Raw genomic sequence first — 16,642 nt, forward strand, 5'->3', positions numbered from 1 at the left:
CCAGAATCGTTTTTTAAGCGGGTCTCAGTCTTCAGCGTACTCGCTTAGTGGTACGCACGAGCAGAACAGATTGCGGTCGCCGTACACGTTGTCCGCGCGGCCAACCGGTGGCCAGTACTTCTGCGTGCGCAGCGATGCCACCGGGTAGGCGGCTTCCTCGCGCGTGTACTTGTGGTTCCACTTGTCGCTGACGACCACAGCGGCCGTGTGCGGCGCGTGCCTGAGCGGGTTGTCTTCGCGATCGAAGCTGCCGTCCTCGACACGCGCGATCTCGCCGCGGATGGCGATCATCGCGTCGATGAAGCGGTCGAGCTCGTGCAGTGCCTCGCTCTCGGTCGGCTCGATCATCAGCGTGCCCGGCACCGGGAAGCTCATGGTCGGCGCGTGGAAGCCGTAGTCCATCAGGCGCTTGGCCACGTCCTCGTTGCTGATGCCGGTGGCCTTCTGCAGCGGGCGCAGATCCAGGATGCACTCGTGCGCCACCAGGCCGTGCTGGCCCGTGTAGAGCACCGGGAAGTGCGGCGACAGACGCCGGGCCACGTAGTTGGCCGTCAGGATCGCGTTCTCGGTGGCGGCGGTCAGGCCGGCCGAGCCCATCATCGCGATATACATCCACGAAATCGGCAGGATGCTGGCCGAGCCGAACGGCGCGGCCGAGACACCACCGATGCCGTTCTCGTCACGACGATAGCCGACGCTGTCCTGGTTCGGCAGGAAGTCCGCCAGATGCGCGCCCACTGCCACCGGACCGACGCCCGGGCCGCCACCGCCGTGCGGAATGCAGAACGTCTTGTGCAGGTTCAGGTGGGACACGTCGCCACCAAACTGGCCCGGCGCGGCTACGCCGACCATCGCGTTCATGTTCGCGCCGTCAACGTAGACCTGACCGCCGTGCTTGTGCACGATGTCGCAGATCTGCTGGACGCCCTGCTCGAACACGCCGTGCGTGGACGGGTAGGTGATCATGATCGCGGCCAGGTTCTTGCTGTGCTGCTCGGCCTTCCTGGCCAGATCTTCCAGATCGACGTTGCCGTTCTCGTCGCAGGCCACCACCACCACCTTCATGCCGGCCATCTGCGCCGACGCCGGGTTGGTGCCGTGCGCGGACGACGGGATCAGGCAGATATCGCGATGGCTTTCGCCACGGCTCGCGTGATAGGCATGGATGATCAGCAGGCCCGCGTACTCGCCCTGCGAGCCGGCGTTCGGCTGCAGGCTCACCGCGGCGTAGCCGGTGGCGGCGCACAGCATCGCCTCAAGCTGGTCGATCATTTCGCGATAGCCGACGGTCTGGTCGAGCGGCGCGAACGGGTGGATGTTGCTGAACTCGGGCCACGTCACCGGGATCATCTCGCTGGTGGCGTTGAGCTTCATGGTGCAGGAGCCCAGCGGGATCATCGTGCGGTCGAGCGCGAGGTCCTTGTCGGCCAGCGCGCGCAGGTAGCGCAACATCTCGTGTTCGGCGTGGTGCGTGTTGAACACCGGGTGCGTGAGGTACGCGCTCTGGCGCGCCAGCGTCGCCGGGAAGCCGTCCTGCACCGAGGCCTCGATCGTGTCGAAGTCGGGCACGGCCTTGCCGTGCGCGAAGATTTCCCACAGCGCGATCACGTCGTCGCGCGATGCGGTTTCATCGAACGAGATGCCGATGCGCGTGGCGTCCACGTGGCGCAGATTGATGCCACGGGCCGTCGCCGATGCGTGGAACGCCTCGGTGTTGAAGCCGGTCTCCAGCGTCAGCGTGTCGAAGAACGTAGCGTTCAGCGGCGTGTGACCCAGCGTCTTCAGGCCGGCGGCCAGCGTGGCAGTCAGGCGATGCACGCGCTGGGCGATGCGCTTGAGGCCCTGCGGACCATGGTAGACCGCGTACATCGACGCCATCACGGCCAGCAAGACCTGCGCCGTGCAGATGTTCGACGTGGCCTTCTCGCGGCGGATGTGCTGTTCGCGCGTCTGCAGCGCCAGCCGATAGGCCTTGTTGCCTTGCGCGTCGATCGTCACACCGACCAGACGGCCCGGCATCGAGCGCTTGAATTCATCTTTCACGGCCATGTAGCCCGCGTGCGGGCCACCGAAGCCGAGCGGCACGCCAAAGCGCTGCGAGTTGCCCACGGTCACGTCGGCGCCCCATTCGCCCGGCGCGGCGATCAGCGTCAGCGCCAGCAGATCGGCAGCGGCCACGACGCGACCACCGGAGGCGTGCACGGCTTCGGCAATTGCGCGGTAGTCGGCCACATCGCCATTCACGCCCGGGTATTGCAGGAGCACGCCAAAGGCATGGGCCTGCGCGGCGTCAGCGGCGGGGCCGACCTTGACCTCGATGCCGAGCGGCAGGGCGCGCGTGCGAACCACTTCCAGCGTTTGCGGCAGGACGTCTTCAGCCACGTAGAACGTGTTCGAGGCGTGCTTGTTCACGCGCTGCAGCAGCGTCATCGCCTCGGCGGCAGCGGTGCCTTCGTCGAGCATCGACGCGTTGGCGATATCCAGGCCGGTCAGATCGGTGATCATCTGCTGGAAGTTCAGCATCGCTTCCAGACGGCCTTGCGAGATTTCGGGCTGGTACGGCGTGTACGCGGTGTACCACGCCGGGTTCTCGAAGATGTTGCGCAGGATGACGCCCGGCGTGAGCGTGTTGTAGTAGCCCTGGCCAATGAAGCTCTTGAGCACGCGGTTCTTGCCCGCCAGCGCGCGCAGGCGGCCGAGCGCGGCCTCCTCGGTCAGCGGTGCGGTGAATTCGCCCAGCGACATGCCGTCACGGCGGCGGATCGCGGCGGGCACCACGGCGTCGATCAGCGCGGCGCGGCTCTCGAAACCGAGCACCTTGAGCATGTGTTGCTGTTCGGCGGAATCGGGGCCGATATGACGGGCGGCGAAGGCGTCGCGCGCCTCCAGTTCGGCCAGCGTGGGCCGGGCACCTTGGGCGGCAGCGTTCATGGGGAGCGGGGCGTTCATGGCAAGGAATCTCGTGGGGGCGCGGCGGCAGGTGGTCAGCCTGGCCGCCGCGTTTGCGGCATCGAATCAGTCAGGGTGTCGGGGCTCAGGCGCCGACGCTGGCCTTGTAGGCGTCGGCACTCATCAGGCCGTTCACGTCGTCGCTGTTGGCCGGCTTCAGCTTGAACAGCCAGGCGTCGAACGCATTGGCGTTGACCGATTCCGGCGAGGCCGAGGCGGCTTCGTTCACGGCGATCACTTCGCCAGCCACCGGGGCGTAGATGTCGGAGGCGGCCTTTACCGATTCCACCACGGCAAGCGCGTCACCGGCGCCGACCGACTTGCCCACTTCGGGCAGTTCCAGGAAGACGATGTCGCCGAGCGCGTCCTGCGCGTGATCGGTGATGCCGATCGTCAGCGTGCCGTCGGACTCGACGCGCACCCATTCGTGCGACTCGGTGTACTTCAGGTCAGCGGGGAAATTCATTGAGGTTCTCCGGAATGCAGTGTGTTTCTTGTTTCAGGCATCCCCCCTGGCTGGCCCGCCGGGGGGATGTAAGGGCGACCGTTGGTGTGAAGCCGGGCGATGCCTCAGCTCACGAGTGCCTTGCCATTGCGCACAAACGGCAGTTTAACCACAGTCGCGGTCAGTTTGCGGTCGCGAATCTCCACCTGCACCTCGGTGCCGGGGGTGATGTCACGGGGAAGGCGGGCAAAGGCGATCGACTGCGACAGCGACGGGCTGAATGTGCCGCTGGTGATTTCGCCGTCGCCGGCCGGGGTGATGACTTTCTGGTGCGCGCGCAGCACGCCACCCTTGTCTCGCAGGATCAGGCCGGCGAAGGTCTTTTGCTGGCCACTGGCCAGCAGCGCCGACTTGCCGATGAAGTTGCGCTCGCTTTGCAGGTCGACGGTCCACGACAGTCCCGCATCGAGCGGCGACGTGTGGATATCCATGTCCTGACCGTACAGGTTCATGCCGGCTTCCAGCCGCAGCGTGTCGCGCGCGCCGAGTCCGGCGGGACGCACGCTCGAGGCGGACAGCTTTTCCCAGATTCCCGCGACGTTCTCCGCCGGCACAACGAGTTCGAAGCCGTCTTCACCGGTGTAGCCGGTACGGGCCACCATCAGTTCACCCATCTCGGCGTCGTGCACCACCACCGCGTTGAAAGGCTTGAGCGCGTCGGCGGGCTGGGTCGACGGGAATGCGTCGTACACCTTCTGGCGTGCGTTCGGACCCTGCACTGCAACAATGGCCAGCTTGCTCACGCCGGCCGGGGCCAGGTCGCCACGGCGCGGGGTGATCGTCACGCCGCTGCCGGTGGCCGTGTTGCGGGACTGGATCCATTCGATGTCGCCGATGGCCGTGCTGGCGTTGACCACCAGGCGGAACCGGTCCTCGGCAAAGAAGTAGACGATCAGGTCGTCGATGACGCCGCCTTTCTCGTCGAGCATGCACGAATAGAGCGCCTTGCCCGGCGTTTGCAGCTTGTCGATGTTGTTGGCCAGCAGGCCGCGCAGGAAGGCGCGCGTGTGGGTGCCGCTCAGGTCCACCACGCACATGTGGGAGACGTCGAACATACCGGCGTCAGCGCGTACCGCGTTGTGTTCCTCGATCTGGGAGCCGTAGTTGACGGGCATGTCCCAACCGCCGAAGTCGACCATGCGGGCGCCGAGGGCGCGGTGGATGGCGTTGAGGGGCGTGGCCTGGAGCGTCATGGATGTCCTTGGGGGCGCTCGGTTCGAAAACCGTGGTTCGAAAACGAAAAAAGGGTCATCCGCCGCAGCGTCCGGTCGCGCCAATGCGCTACCAGTCCGCTGCCGCGGATGACCCCTCTGTCCTCGATACCTGAGAGATTACGAAGCATGGTGCTTCGTGCGCCCCTTCGGTGGACATGCTCACCATTGCCTTGCAATAGCGGATGTCGCTCTCCAGAGTGCGGCATGCATTGTGTGCATGTTGCATGCCGATCCAGCCAGTCCATGGTGCCTGAGAGTTTTCGGGTGATACCCCTTCGGCGGCGCAATCGCTGCGCGCTCTCCCGGCCGGATGCGCGTGAATGTACGGGACCGGTCTGCCTTTGTCAAACCTCGCGCGGCAGGCCCGGTCCCGTGCGTGGTCGCCCGTTGCGGGCGGCCCTCGCCAACCTGTCGGTGGCCGTCATCGCGCCCGGTAACAGGCGCTTGATGAGCGGCCCTGGGACAACCCTTAGTGACCCTTGGTCGTGACGTTACCGATCACGCCACCCACGGCGGCGCCGCCGAGCGTGCCCAGCGCGCTGCCTTCGGTCAGTACGGCGCCACCCACGGCACCGACGCCCGCGCCGATCGCCGTGTTGCGCTGCTTCGGCGTCATGTCGGCGCAGCCGCCAAAGGCAGCAAGCGTGACACCAATCAGTGTGAGCTTCGAAATCGTGCGGAACGTAGTCATATGGCCTCCAGTGCTTTGTTGTCGACATGCGGTACTGCCACGCGTGCCAGCCATGCGGCACGCTGTGATAAGTGAGAGGCCGATGCCGTGCCCGGGTGCCCGCGGCTTACGATTGTTACGGGCTCGAAACGCTTGCCGTAGGACGGTCTCCGACACACGTGCAGGGTGCGACCAGACACGAGGCGCGTGACACGAGGCACGTGTTAACATCGCCAGCTTTGGCGCACCGGCTCCGGTGTGCTTCATCCGCGCCTTTTCGGCCGATCCTGGCCAATCCTCATCAAAGATCACATGTCCCACGGGCTCAATTCCGCGCAATCCGAAGCCGTTCGCTATCTCGACGGGCCATGCCTCGTCCTGGCGGGTGCCGGATCGGGCAAGACGCGCGTGATCACGCAGAAGATCGCGCACCTGATCGAGGACAAGGGGTTCGAGCCGCGCCACATCGCCGCCGTCACGTTCACCAACAAGGCGGCCAAGGAGATGCAGGAGCGCATCGGCAAGCTGATGGAGGGCAAGACCACGCGCGAGGGCAAGCGGATTCCGCTCAAGCAGCTCACGGTCTGCACGTTCCATTCGCTCGGCGTGCAGATCCTGCGCATGGAAGCCGAGCACCTTGGCCTGAAGCCGCAGTTCTCCATCATGGATTCCGATGACTGCTTCGGTCTGGTGCAGGAGCAGCTTGGCACCACGGACAAGAAGCTGATCCGCAGCGTGCAGAGCACGATCTCGCTGTGGAAAAACGGCATGATCGATCCGGAGACGGCGCTCGCGCAGGCGAGCGATGCGGACGAGCACCAGGCCGCGATGGTGTATCGCAATTACGTGGCCACGCTGCACGCTTACCAGGCGGTGGACTTCGACGACCTGATCCGCCTGCCCGCCGAACTGTTCGCGCGCGACGAAGCCGTGCAACTGAAGTGGCAGAACCGCCTGCGTTACTTCCTCGTCGACGAGTACCAGGACACCAACGCGTGCCAGTACCAGTTGCTCAAGCTGCTGGCCGGTGGGTCGCATCTGCGCGCGCCGGCATTCACCGCAGTGGGTGATGACGATCAGGCGATCTATGGCTGGCGTGGCGCCACGCTCGACAACCTGCGCCTGCTGCAGTCCGATTTCCCGAGTCTGAAGGTGGTCAAGCTCGAACAGAACTACCGTTCGACCGTGCGGATTCTGGAAGCCGCCAACGCGGTGATCGCCAACAACCCGAAGCTGTTCGACAAGAAGCTGTGGTCGGAACATGGCATGGGCGATCCGATCGCGATCCACCCGATGAACGACGAGGAGCACGAGGCAGAGTCGGTGGTGTTCCGGCTGTCCGCGCACAAGTTCGAGCGGCGCGCGCAGTTCCGTGACTACGCAATCCTTTATCGCGGCAATCACCAGGCCCGGCTGTTCGAACAGATCCTGCGCCGCGAGCGCATTCCGTATGTGCTCTCCGGCGGCCAGAGCTTCTTCGACAAGGCCGAGATCAAGGACATCTGCGCGTACCTGCGCCTGATCGCCAACCCCGACGACGATCCCGCATTCATCCGCGCGATCACCACGCCGCGTCGTGGCGTAGGCAACACCACGCTCGAAGTGCTCGGCACGTTCGCAGGCCAGGCCAAGGTATCGCTGTTCGAGGCGGCCATGATGGGTGGCATCGAGGCGAAGCTGCAGCCGCGCCAGCTTGAGCCGCTGCGCACGTTCAGCGAGTCGATGGTGCGGCTGGCCGATCGTGCGAAGACGGACCCGGCCACGGTGGTGCTCGACGATCTCATGGAAGGTATCCACTACGAGGCCTACCTCTACGACACCTTCGATGAACGGCAGGCGCAATCACGCTGGACCAACACGCTCGAATTCCTCGACTGGCTCAAACGCAAGGGCACGCGTCCCGAGCCGGAAGGCGAGGGCGCGGCCACCGGATTCGACACCGCCGATGGTTTCGGCGACGAAGGCAAGAACCTGCTCGAACTTACGCAGACCGTGGCGCTGATGAGCATGCTGGAAGGCCGCGAGGAAGATCCCGATGCGGTGCGACTGTCGACGCTGCACGCGTCGAAGGGGCTCGAGTACCCGCACGTGTTCCTGGTCGGCGTGGAGGAGGGCATCCTGCCTCACTCGCGCGAGGACGAGGAAATGGGCGACGAGAAGATCGAGGAGGAGCGCCGCCTGATGTATGTGGGCATCACGCGCGCGCAGCGCAGTCTGCAGATCAGCTGGTGCAAGAAGCGCAAGCGCGCCCGCGATACGTATGCGTGCGAGCCGTCGCGTTTCATCGCCGAGATGAAGCTGGAGGACGACCCCGCCCCGAAGGACGAGACCCCGGCCATGAGCCCGAAGGATCGTCTGGCCGGGCTCAAGGCGCTGCTCGGCAAGCCTGCGGCGGGGTGATTGATACAAGCCGGACAAGCTTCGGGATGACCGGCTCTCTACGATTGGCGTGCGCGCTTTCGTCTCGGCGTCTGTCGCGACACATCGCGCCTACCCTTCGGTTTGCGGTGTGTGCTGGGCGCATGCGAGCCCGGCTTCTTCCCTGTTGAGCGCTCCCGGATGCGGCAGCACCGGGGGCGTTTTTTTCCGCCTCTCGTCGCTTGTGGCGTTTTAAGCACGTATCAAGTTTGATACAAAACCGGCATCGCTTGTAATGGGCAAGCTGGTACATTGGGTGCTCCATCCGGCCGCGGTTCCGCGGCCGTTCCCATCTGCAAGCTCGCCCATGGACCTGTCCCCCGCCCTGCCAATCCGCCTGCTGATCGTCGACGACGACCCACAAATCCGGGCCATGCTGGCCGAATACCTCGCCACATTCGGCATGGAGGCCGAAGGTGCCGAAGGCGGCACTGCCATGCGTGCGGCGATGTCGAAGCAGGAATACGACCTCGTCATCCTGGATCTCTCGCTGCCCGGCGAGAACGGCCTGACGTTGTGCCGCGAAATCCGGGAGTCCAGCAACCTGCCTGTGATCATGCTGACCGCCCGCGCGGAACTGGCCGATCGCGTGGTGGGACTCGAGGTGGGCGCGGACGACTACGTGACCAAGCCGTTCGAGATGCGTGAGTTGGTGGCGCGCATCCATACCGTGCTGCGTCGCAGCCGTGCCGACGTGCGACGTCCGGCACCGGCCGCGCCCGGGCATGAAGTCCGGTTCGCGGCATGGCGACTGAACACCACGCTGCGCCAGCTGGTGGATGCCGAGGACACGGTGGTGCCGCTTTCCAACGCGGAATTCCGGCTGCTGCTGACATTCATCGAGCATCCCAATCGCGTGCTCGATCGCGAGATGCTGATCAACACCGCGCGTGGGCGCGATCTGGACGTGTTCGATCGCAGCATCGACCTGTTGGTGTCCCGTCTGCGCCAGAAGCTGCGTGACGATCCGCGCGACTCGGCACTGATCCGCACCGTGCGCGGCGAAGGGTACGTCTTCACGGGCACCGTGGAGCACTGACGGCATGGCAGCGCAGATGCCGCCATCGGCGGACGATCCACCAATGGTGCGGCCAGAATTGCGTTCCAGCACATTGGAGACGCCCCGAAGGCGCTTCGATTCGATGTTCGTGCGGCTGTTCTTCGTGATGGCCGCGATCATGCTTGCTGTTCACGTGCTGGGCGTGACCGTGATCGAGGGGTTCTTCCCGCGCCCGGGTTCGGAGCGCTACATGGAACGGATGCGCCGCGCCGCGTCGGAAGCCGAGGCGGCCGGCCACCCGTTGCCTGCGCCACTGCCGGGCGCGCTGGCGTCGCTCAGCCATCCGCACGGACCGCCACCGCCGCCCAACGCCAATGACGACGATGACGACGGCGACAACGACGGGCCCCCGCTGCATCCCGACGCATTCCGCATGCAGAAAGGTGGCGTGCTCATGCCACCCGGACCCCCTGGGCCGCCTGGGCCACCGTCCGGTTTCCATATCCGAGGTATCTGGCCGCCGCACCTGGGCATGTTGTTCCAGCTCGTGGCCATCCTGATTGCATCGTGGGTTGGCGCGCGTCTGCTGGCGCGGCCCGTGCAGCAACTGGCCAGTGGTGCGAACCGGCTGGCGCAGGACGTCCACGCGCCACCGCTGGAGGAGGAGACGGGCCCAGCCGAAGCGCGTGACGCTACCCGGGCACTGAACCTGATGCAGCAGCGCATCCGCACCCAGCTGGCGCAGCAATCGCGCTTCCTGGCGGCGGTGTCGCACGACCTGCGCACGCCGCTGACGCGCATGAGCCTGCGCATCGAGCGCATCGAGGACAACAACGTGCGTTACCGTCTGCGCCAGGATCTGGCCGAGATGAACGGACTGATTGACGCCACGCTGTACTACCTGCGCGAGCGAGACGATGCCGCCGGCCCGCGCCAGCGCGTGGACGTGCTGGCACTGCTGCAGGCCATCGTCGACGATGCCCAGGAAATGGGTCAGGACGTGCGGCTTTCCGGCACCGCCGTGCCGCTGCTGGCGTACCCGGCCGAACTGCGCCGCGCGGTGGTCAATCTGGTGGAGAACGCGCACCGGTACGGCGGCGCCGCCCATATCGTGCTGACCGACAGCGCCGAGCGCGTGATCATCGACGTGTCCGATAACGGCCCGGGTATTCCGCCCGCGGAACTCCAGCGCGTGCTGGAGCCGTTCTATCGCGTGGAGTCGTCGCGCAGCCGTGCTACAGGTGGCGTGGGAATGGGATTGGCGATCGCCGCCGACATCGTGGCGCGGCACGGCGGGGAACTGACGCTGACCAACCGCACCGAGGGCGGCCTGCGCGTGCGCATCGTGCTGCCGCGCGCCTGACGGGGCGTCGGCGCGTCGATTGCTCAGGCGCGTTGGGGCACACCGCTCTTGTTGATCGGTGCCAGTTGCACGTACTGCGAACCACGTAGTCCGCGCGTGAAGTCGAGCGTGAAATCGCCAACGTCGACGCGCGTCTGCAGCGCGCGACGCAGCTCTACCGGTCCGGGCGCCTTGATGCCGCTGGCCGCGCGCACCAGCCACGCGGCGCCAATGTAGCCGGCCAGCGTGGCGGGCGAGGGCGGCTCGTCGAGATACTGCTTCATGCGCGCGACATGCTCTTTCACCACACGCAGCGTCGACTCCTGCGGCCCCGGCGCGATCTGCGTCACCACCATCCCGCCCGCATAGCCTGTACCGAGGATTTCACGCGCCGACACCGGGCTGACAGCCGACAACCCCACCAGGAATCCGTACCAGTTCTGCGCAGCCAGCGCGCGACCCAGGCTACCGTAGGCGAGCGTGTCGCCGCCGACGATCACCGCACCCGGACGGCCCGCCGCAATGCGGCGCGCGCTCTCGTCGAAGTTGCCCGTGAGCGGCACCGTCTGTACCGACATGGCTTTCTCCAGCCGCGACAGCCAGGGCGTGCCTGCAGCGAGCGTGCCCGCCGCGAAATCGGGAGAGACCGCCAGCGTTACCGCGGTCAGTCCGAAGCCGCGTAGCTGACGTACCGCTGCGTCCAGTTCGGATTGATAGTCGGCGCGGGTGAACCAGACGTTCTCGGCATTCAGTGAGAGACCCGACAGCGGTGCCACGATCTGCACGCCACGGCGCGACAGCTCGGTGGACGCTGCGAGCGCGGGCAGCAATGCATCGCCGGGCCCGAACAGCACCTCGGCATGTTCGCTGTCGGCGAGTGCCACTGCCTGGGCCGTGGCGCCACGCGGATTCGTATCGGCATCGCGCGCGACGTGGACGATATGCAGGCTGCCGTTGGACGCGTTGTACGCATCGAACAGCACCTTCGCGCCGGCCAGGTAGTCGCGCGAAAGATCGGCCTGCGGGCCGGTGCGATCGACCAGTTGGCCGACGACAAGCTGGCGGCGCGCGCCCGATGGCGCGGGCTGCGCGAACGCGGTGAGCGGTGCGATCCCGGCCAGTGATGACAACGCGCCGAGCGAACCCAGTGCGCCGAGCGTGCCGAGCGTGCGCCGACGCCCTGCGGACGCGGGCGCGCATGACGATATCGACTGCGGTGGGGCTTGGCGCATGGCAGTGGTTCGGAAGCGGTGTGAGGGGAAAGGATGTCTCGCAGCGCAGGGCAGCGAGACCGGGCCGAGACTATCGGCGGTTCATGACGTTCCCGTGACTTGCACGCGACTTGGCTCCCCACCTCGGCGGGGCTGGCGGGCGCACGCATGACGTGGCCTTGATGCTTATCAAGATGGCAGTCCCGGGCGAGGCATAGGATCGGACGTACTTCCGCCTAGAAAGCACCAAAATCATGTCCGCCCCCACGTCCGACACCCTCGATACCGCTATCCCTTCCGGCCTCGCATCCCCGTCGACCGCCTTCGATCGCACCGCACTCGCCGACTTCCGCGAGCTTGCCGGCCGCATCGATGGCAATGGCCCGCGCTACACGTCGTATCCCACCGCCGACCGCTTTCACGGTGAAGTCGGCGACGTCGCCTACCGGCGCGCCCTGGATGCCTGCCGTGCGAATGCACCGGCACCGCTGTCGCTGTACGTCCACATCCCGTTCTGCGAGAACATCTGCTACTACTGCGGCTGCAACAAGATCATCACCAAGGATCACACCCGCAGCGCGCGTTACGTCGACTATCTGGCACGCGAAATGGCCATGGCCGCCGAGCAGCTTGGCGAGCGCCGCGCGGTTATGCAGTCGCATTGGGGCGGCGGTACGCCGACGTTCCTCGATCCCGTTGAAATGCGCCACGTGATGTCGGCGTTGCACAAGCATTTCGAACTGCTGCCTGAGGGAGAGCACGCGATCGAGATCGACCCGCGCCGTGTGGGCGACGATCGCATGGACCTGCTCGGCGAACTTGGCTTCAACCGGATCAGCCTCGGCGTGCAGGACTTCGACCCCGAAGTGCAGCAGGCCATCCACCGGGTGCAGTCGTATGAGGAAACCAACGGCGTGGTGCGGGCCGCGCGACGCCTTGGGTTCCGTTCGATCAGCATGGACCTGATCTACGGACTGCCGCACCAGACCACGCAACGCTTCTCGGCAACCATCGACCGCGTGCTGGAAATGCGCCCGGACCGCCTGTCGGTCTACAGCTACGCGCACCTCCCGCATGTGTTCAAACCGCAACGCCGCATCGATCCCGCCGCATTGCCACCTGCCGCGGAAAAGCTCGACATCCTCGTATCGACGATCGAGCGCCTGACCGCCGCTGGCTATGTCTATATCGGCATGGACCATTTTGCGTTGCCGGATGACGATCTGGCCATTGCCCAGCGTGAAGGCCGGCTGCAACGCAATTTCCAGGGCTATGCCACCCACGCAGGCTACGACCAGCTTGGCTTCGGCGTCTCGGCGATCGGCGCCGTGGCAGGCCACTACGCGCAGAACGCACGCACCACAGACGAGTACTACGCCGCGCTCGACAAAGGCCAACTGCCGATCGTGCGCGGGTTCGAGACCTCGGAAGACGACCGTCTGCGCAAGTTCATCATCGGCGAGCTGATGTGCAACGGCACGCTCGACATTCCTGCCGTGGAAGCCGCGCACAGCATCGATTTCGCGCAGAAATTCGCCGCTGAACTGGCCGACCTGGACAAGCTGGCCGTGGACCATCTGCTTCGGCGCACGCGGAACCGGATCGAGATCACGCCGCTGGGTCGACTGCTGGTGCGTCGCATCGCGATGGTGTTCGACCACTATCTGCGTGAAGACGCGTTGCGTCCCAAGCCGGCAGCGCCGGCGGCCAACGACGCGAAGGTCATCCCGCTGGTGCGCTACTCACGCGTTGTTTAAAGAAATTTTGATGCTCAGCAAATGAGCCAATAAAAAAAGCCCGCGAGATATTCGCGGGCTTTTTTTGTGGAGCCGGGGTGACTTCCGGGGTTGCCCCCGGCGTCACTGTCACTCGCTCCGTGACGGTCTTCGAGCCTTACTTGCTGGCCTCTGCCATGTAGTTCGAAGCGGCGATCACGTCGGCGTCCGGACCGGCATAGCCACCCTTCGGCGGCATCACACCCTTGCCCTTCAGCGCGTAGTTGTGGACTGCGTCCATGCCTTCCTTCAGGCGCGGTGCCCAGGCGGCCTTGTCGCCGAACTTCGGCGCGCCGGCCACACCAGAGGCGTGGCAAGCCGCGCAGACTTGTTCATAGACCTTCTTGCCCGTTTCAGCCGAAGCGGGGGCCGGTGCGGCAGCGGCAGCGGCAGCAGCAGGGGCGGCTGGGGCCGCGGCGGCGGCAGGCGCTGCTGCTGCAGGGGCAGCAGCGGGTGCGTCGGCTGCCGGAGCGGCGGCCTGGGCCGGTGCGCCAGCGGCTGGGGCTGCCGGCTCAGGGAACTTGGCGCCACCGGCGTCGGCCATGTACACCACGGCACGGGCCAGTTCGTAGTCGCTCAGGTCGTCCGGGGTGGTGCCGGCACGGGCAGGCATCGCGTTCTTGCCGTTGAGCACCGACTTCATCAGGCCGTCGAAGCCCTGGCCGATGCGGGCCGCCCAGTCACCCGCCACGCCGTACTTTGGCGCGCCAGCGGCACCGCTGGCATGGCAGGCTGCGCAGACAGCCTTGTAGACCTCTTCGCCGGTCTTCAGGACGCGCGGTGCGTTAGGGTCCTTGATTTCGAGCGAGGCTACGGGCTTGATCCGGTCGTTGATTGCCTCGGCAGACTGTGTTGAGCCGGCGCCTTCGCGGGTGCCGTGTCCGACAAAGTTGACCAGCAGGATGATGACGAGGATCGGGATCAGGAACGCTGCGATCACGACGACGATCAGCTGCTTGGGGGTCTTGATTGGCGACTCGTGGTGGTCGTTTTCTTGGTGGACGTCACTCATACAGAACTCTCGATTTTGCGGGAAACCTATTGCACAGCACGTTGGGGGCGGCTTGCTTTGTCTGGCCCTCGGAGACGCTATCCGGACGACTCTGGCGTCGCAGCGCGGCTTCAACTGCCCACGTCCACGCGCCTGGCCGTTTCGGCCTGGCCTCGTCTGGATAGCGTCCCTGTTTTCGGGGATGAATCTGTCGTTTTTGCGTCCGGGTTGTCTCAGGTCCCGGGTACGTCTCTCTGGCGACGCAAATAGGAGCCGATTATAGACGCAAGACATGGCCTCCGGGGGCCAAAAGCGGCGGCTGGGAGACCCGTGGAGACCCGTAATCGCACTAACCGGCGCAACCCGCATGGACGGGCCGGGTCAAACGGAGTATCCTATGCGACTTTCCGACGGCGGCACTCGCCCGTTGTCAGCAAAGCCCACATCGCGCCCGTAGCTCAATGGATAGAGTACTGCCCTCCGAAGGCAGGGGTTGCTGGTTCGATCCCAGCCGGGCGCGCCAATCCCAGCAAGACTTTCCCGAAGTGATTTCAACTCAGGCTGCGCACCGGCCATAGCTGGATTTCGGTCGCCCGATGCCGGAAGTCAAAGGCGCGGACCCGATACGCACGGGCCAATGCCGTGCGTACCCGAATCCGCGCCGATCGCCGCAAGGGCGATTTACAGGGACAAGGGGAGATCAGTACCAGCTCTGCTGCTTGTTGCCCTTGATGTTGCCCGCCACGCCGCCTGCGACGGCGCCGATGGCGGCGCCGGTCCAGCCGCTGCCGCCGGCAATCGCCGCGATACCCGCGCCGGCCGCGGCGCCAATTGCCGCGCCGGATACCGTGCCTTGCTGCTGCGGCGTCATGTTCGTACACCCAGCGGCGCCGACGATGGCCAGCACCACACCAAGCTGTTGAAGTCGTTTCATGGCATCACCTCACTTTTGGGGTTGCAGGCCGGGAATGACCATGTCGAACCAGATCGTCTCGATCACCGGCCGCGAAAGCTGGTCGGGGTGCGCCGCATACCAGTTATCCACACGTTGACGCACGGTATCGAGCGTATGGCCCCTGAGCCCCTTCGACAGACGGGGCATGATGCTCTGAGTGTCGCCGGGCGGCTTGTCGGCGTAGTAAGCCGATTCCACCTGGGCCAGATTGGCGATGCCCACCAGATAGGCCTTCTTCATCTGTTCGGTCGATTGTGTCCATTGCTTGCCGGTGACCAGTGGAATCTCCTGGGCCAGGGCGCTTTGGCCCATCGTCATCACGACACATGCCGTTGCCGTTGCTGCGAGCCAGCTCAGTCTTCTTGCCATTGCAATCTCCCTCCGCTGTTGTAGATACCGCACGGGGCTGGTGCGTAACACCATATTAGTCGCTGTTCCGGTGTCTGCCAGGTCACTGCGGGTGAATGAAAGTGCGCAAAAAGACGCACACAGTGGCCAGCCAGGCAGTGGATTCCAGCTTTGTTCTGGTGTCGAATAGGGTCTGGATGGTTCGCCGGCCGGATATCCGCCCGAGTTGACCTGACATTCCTGCAGGTCCGAACCTGGACACTCACCCCTTGACGGAGCGCAGACGTGGAAATGGAATCCGGCGGCAAGGCTGTTGACCCCTTCGTGTTACGAGAGACCCATGATGGCGTGGCAACGCTGCGGCTGAACCGGCCGCAGCAATTCAACGCGCTGTCCGAAGCCATGCTCGAAGCGCTGCGCGTGGCCTTCGAGGACATCGCCCGGGACGACTCGGTACGTTGCGTCGTGCTGGCCGCCGAAGGCAAGGCGTTCTGCGCCGGGCACGATCTGCGCGAGATGCGCGGTCGCCCGGACCTGGCCTACTACCGCACGCTGTTCGCGCAATGCAGCGTGGTCATGCAGGCGATCCAGGCATTGCCGGTGCCGGTCATCGCGCGGGTGCACGGCATTGCCACGGCCGCCGGCTGCCAACTCGTGGCGAGTTGCGACTTGGCTATTGCGTCGGTCGCGGCGAAGTTCGCGGTGTCCGGTATCAACGTCGGCTTGTTCTGCTCCACGCCATCGGTGGCGTTGTCGCGCAATGTCTCGACCAAACGCGCGTTCGACCTGCTTGTGACAGGCCGCTTCATCGATGCCGAGACGGCAGCGGACTGGGGCCTGATCAACGAGGCCGTGCCCGAGCAGGAGCTTGATGCCGCCGTGGCGCGCAAGGCGGAGGCGATTCTCTCCAAGAGCCCGGCAGCGATCCGCTACGGCAAGGCGATGTTCTATCGCCAGCGCCTGATGGAGTTGGGCGATGCCTATGCATTCGCGGGCGACGTCATGGCGCGGAACATGATGGAAGAGGACGCGGGCGAGGGCATCGATGCGTTCCTGCAGAAGCGTCCCCCTCGCTGGCAGCGATAAGATTTGTCGGCCTGCGTGACCGTATCGGGCGTGCGGATGTCCCTTTCACGCCGTCCCAACTTTGCAACGGGTCGTGCCAACTCGCGGCGGTGTTGCTACCCCGGACATTGAGACAATCCAGCGCCGATGCGGCTTTCCGCCCACTGGCGCGTGCCTTGCATGGATATCTCTTCCGGGT

General features: G+C 65.4%; 13 protein-coding genes, 1 tRNA gene and 2 riboswitches. Of the genes, 6 read left to right on the forward strand and 8 right to left on the reverse strand.

Annotated elements, in window-relative coordinates; genetic code table 11:
• Positions 1–24: 24 nt before the first annotated feature.
• From gcvP to B2246_RS11825, 4 genes are all read right to left on the reverse strand, one after another.
• Positions 25–2,949: an aminomethyl-transferring glycine dehydrogenase gene (gene gcvP / locus B2246_RS11810; protein WP_286882237.1), complete on the reverse strand. Its 2,925-nt coding sequence runs from the start codon at positions 2,947–2,949 to the stop codon at positions 25–27.
• A gap of 85 nt (positions 2,950–3,034) precedes the next feature.
• The gene (gene gcvH / locus B2246_RS11815; protein ID WP_008647396.1) at positions 3,035–3,415 is read right to left on the reverse strand and encodes a glycine cleavage system protein GcvH; all 381 of its coding nucleotides are present in this window, start codon (positions 3,413–3,415) and stop codon (positions 3,035–3,037) included.
• 104 nt (positions 3,416–3,519) lie between these two features.
• A complete protein-coding gene (gene gcvT, locus B2246_RS11820; RefSeq protein WP_286882236.1) occupies positions 3,520–4,647 on the reverse strand; it encodes a glycine cleavage system aminomethyltransferase GcvT in 1,128 nt (375 codons plus the stop codon).
• 107 nt (positions 4,648–4,754) lie between these two features.
• A riboswitch (glycine riboswitch) is annotated at positions 4,755–4,874 on the reverse strand.
• Positions 4,875–4,895: 21 nt separating this feature from the next.
• A riboswitch (glycine riboswitch) is annotated at positions 4,896–4,983 on the reverse strand.
• A gap of 154 nt (positions 4,984–5,137) precedes the next feature.
• Positions 5,138–5,359 carry a glycine zipper 2TM domain-containing protein gene (locus B2246_RS11825; protein WP_011517909.1) on the reverse strand — a complete coding sequence of 74 codons (222 nt, stop codon included), beginning with the start codon at positions 5,357–5,359 and terminating at the stop codon, positions 5,138–5,140.
• A gap of 291 nt (positions 5,360–5,650) precedes the next feature.
• Here B2246_RS11825 and B2246_RS11830 point away from each other — a divergent pair, with 291 nt between their 5' ends.
• The 3 genes from B2246_RS11830 (at position 5,651) to B2246_RS11840 (ending at position 10,119) form a co-directional block, all read left to right on the forward strand.
• The gene (locus B2246_RS11830; protein ID WP_008647399.1) at positions 5,651–7,738 is read left to right on the forward strand and encodes a UvrD-helicase domain-containing protein; all 2,088 of its coding nucleotides are present in this window, start codon (positions 5,651–5,653) and stop codon (positions 7,736–7,738) included.
• A gap of 325 nt (positions 7,739–8,063) precedes the next feature.
• Positions 8,064–8,795 (forward strand): response regulator, encoded by a 732-nt coding sequence (locus tag B2246_RS11835; protein ID WP_017514019.1) that lies wholly within the window; start codon positions 8,064–8,066, stop codon positions 8,793–8,795.
• A gap of 4 nt (positions 8,796–8,799) precedes the next feature.
• A complete protein-coding gene (locus tag B2246_RS11840) occupies positions 8,800–10,119 on the forward strand; it encodes an ATP-binding protein (RefSeq protein WP_008647402.1) in 1,320 nt (439 codons plus the stop codon).
• Positions 10,120–10,142: 23 nt separating this feature from the next.
• On the opposite strand, the gene B2246_RS11845 is transcribed toward B2246_RS11840, so the two are convergent.
• On the reverse strand, positions 10,143–11,330 hold the full coding sequence (locus B2246_RS11845; RefSeq protein ID WP_286882235.1) for an ABC transporter substrate-binding protein: 1,188 nt from the start codon (positions 11,328–11,330) through the stop codon (positions 10,143–10,145).
• Between the two features lie 233 nt (positions 11,331–11,563).
• Between B2246_RS11845 and hemN the strand changes: the two genes are divergently transcribed.
• Positions 11,564–13,066 carry an oxygen-independent coproporphyrinogen III oxidase gene (hemN, locus tag B2246_RS11850; RefSeq protein ID WP_286882233.1) on the forward strand — a complete coding sequence of 501 codons (1,503 nt, stop codon included), beginning with the start codon at positions 11,564–11,566 and terminating at the stop codon, positions 13,064–13,066.
• 136 nt (positions 13,067–13,202) lie between these two features.
• Here hemN and B2246_RS11855 read toward each other — a convergent pair whose 3' ends face one another.
• Positions 13,203–14,096, reverse strand: a complete 894-nt coding sequence (locus tag B2246_RS11855) for a c-type cytochrome (protein ID WP_286882232.1) — start codon at positions 14,094–14,096, stop codon at positions 13,203–13,205.
• A 426-nt stretch (positions 14,097–14,522) separates the two neighbouring features.
• Between B2246_RS11855 and B2246_RS11860 the strand changes: the two genes are divergently transcribed.
• Positions 14,523–14,598 (forward strand) — tRNA-Arg (locus tag B2246_RS11860).
• Between the two features lie 177 nt (positions 14,599–14,775).
• Here the strand turns inward: B2246_RS11860 and B2246_RS11865 are convergent.
• Entirely contained in the window at positions 14,776–15,009 is a 234-nt protein-coding gene (locus tag B2246_RS11865) for a YMGG-like glycine zipper-containing protein (RefSeq protein ID WP_035884398.1), read from the reverse strand.
• 9 nt (positions 15,010–15,018) lie between these two features.
• Entirely contained in the window at positions 15,019–15,399 is a 381-nt protein-coding gene (locus B2246_RS11870; protein ID WP_024569555.1) for a hypothetical protein, read from the reverse strand.
• 270 nt (positions 15,400–15,669) lie between these two features.
• Between B2246_RS11870 and B2246_RS11875 the strand changes: the two genes are divergently transcribed.
• A complete protein-coding gene (locus B2246_RS11875) occupies positions 15,670–16,464 on the forward strand; it encodes an enoyl-CoA hydratase (protein ID WP_008647432.1) in 795 nt (264 codons plus the stop codon).
• Positions 16,465–16,642 lie beyond the last annotated feature (178 nt).

The sequence above is a fragment of the Cupriavidus sp. UBA2010 genome (genome assembly GCF_002335265.1).
Classification (GTDB): Bacteria; Pseudomonadota; Gammaproteobacteria; order Burkholderiales; family Burkholderiaceae; genus Cupriavidus; species Cupriavidus metallidurans.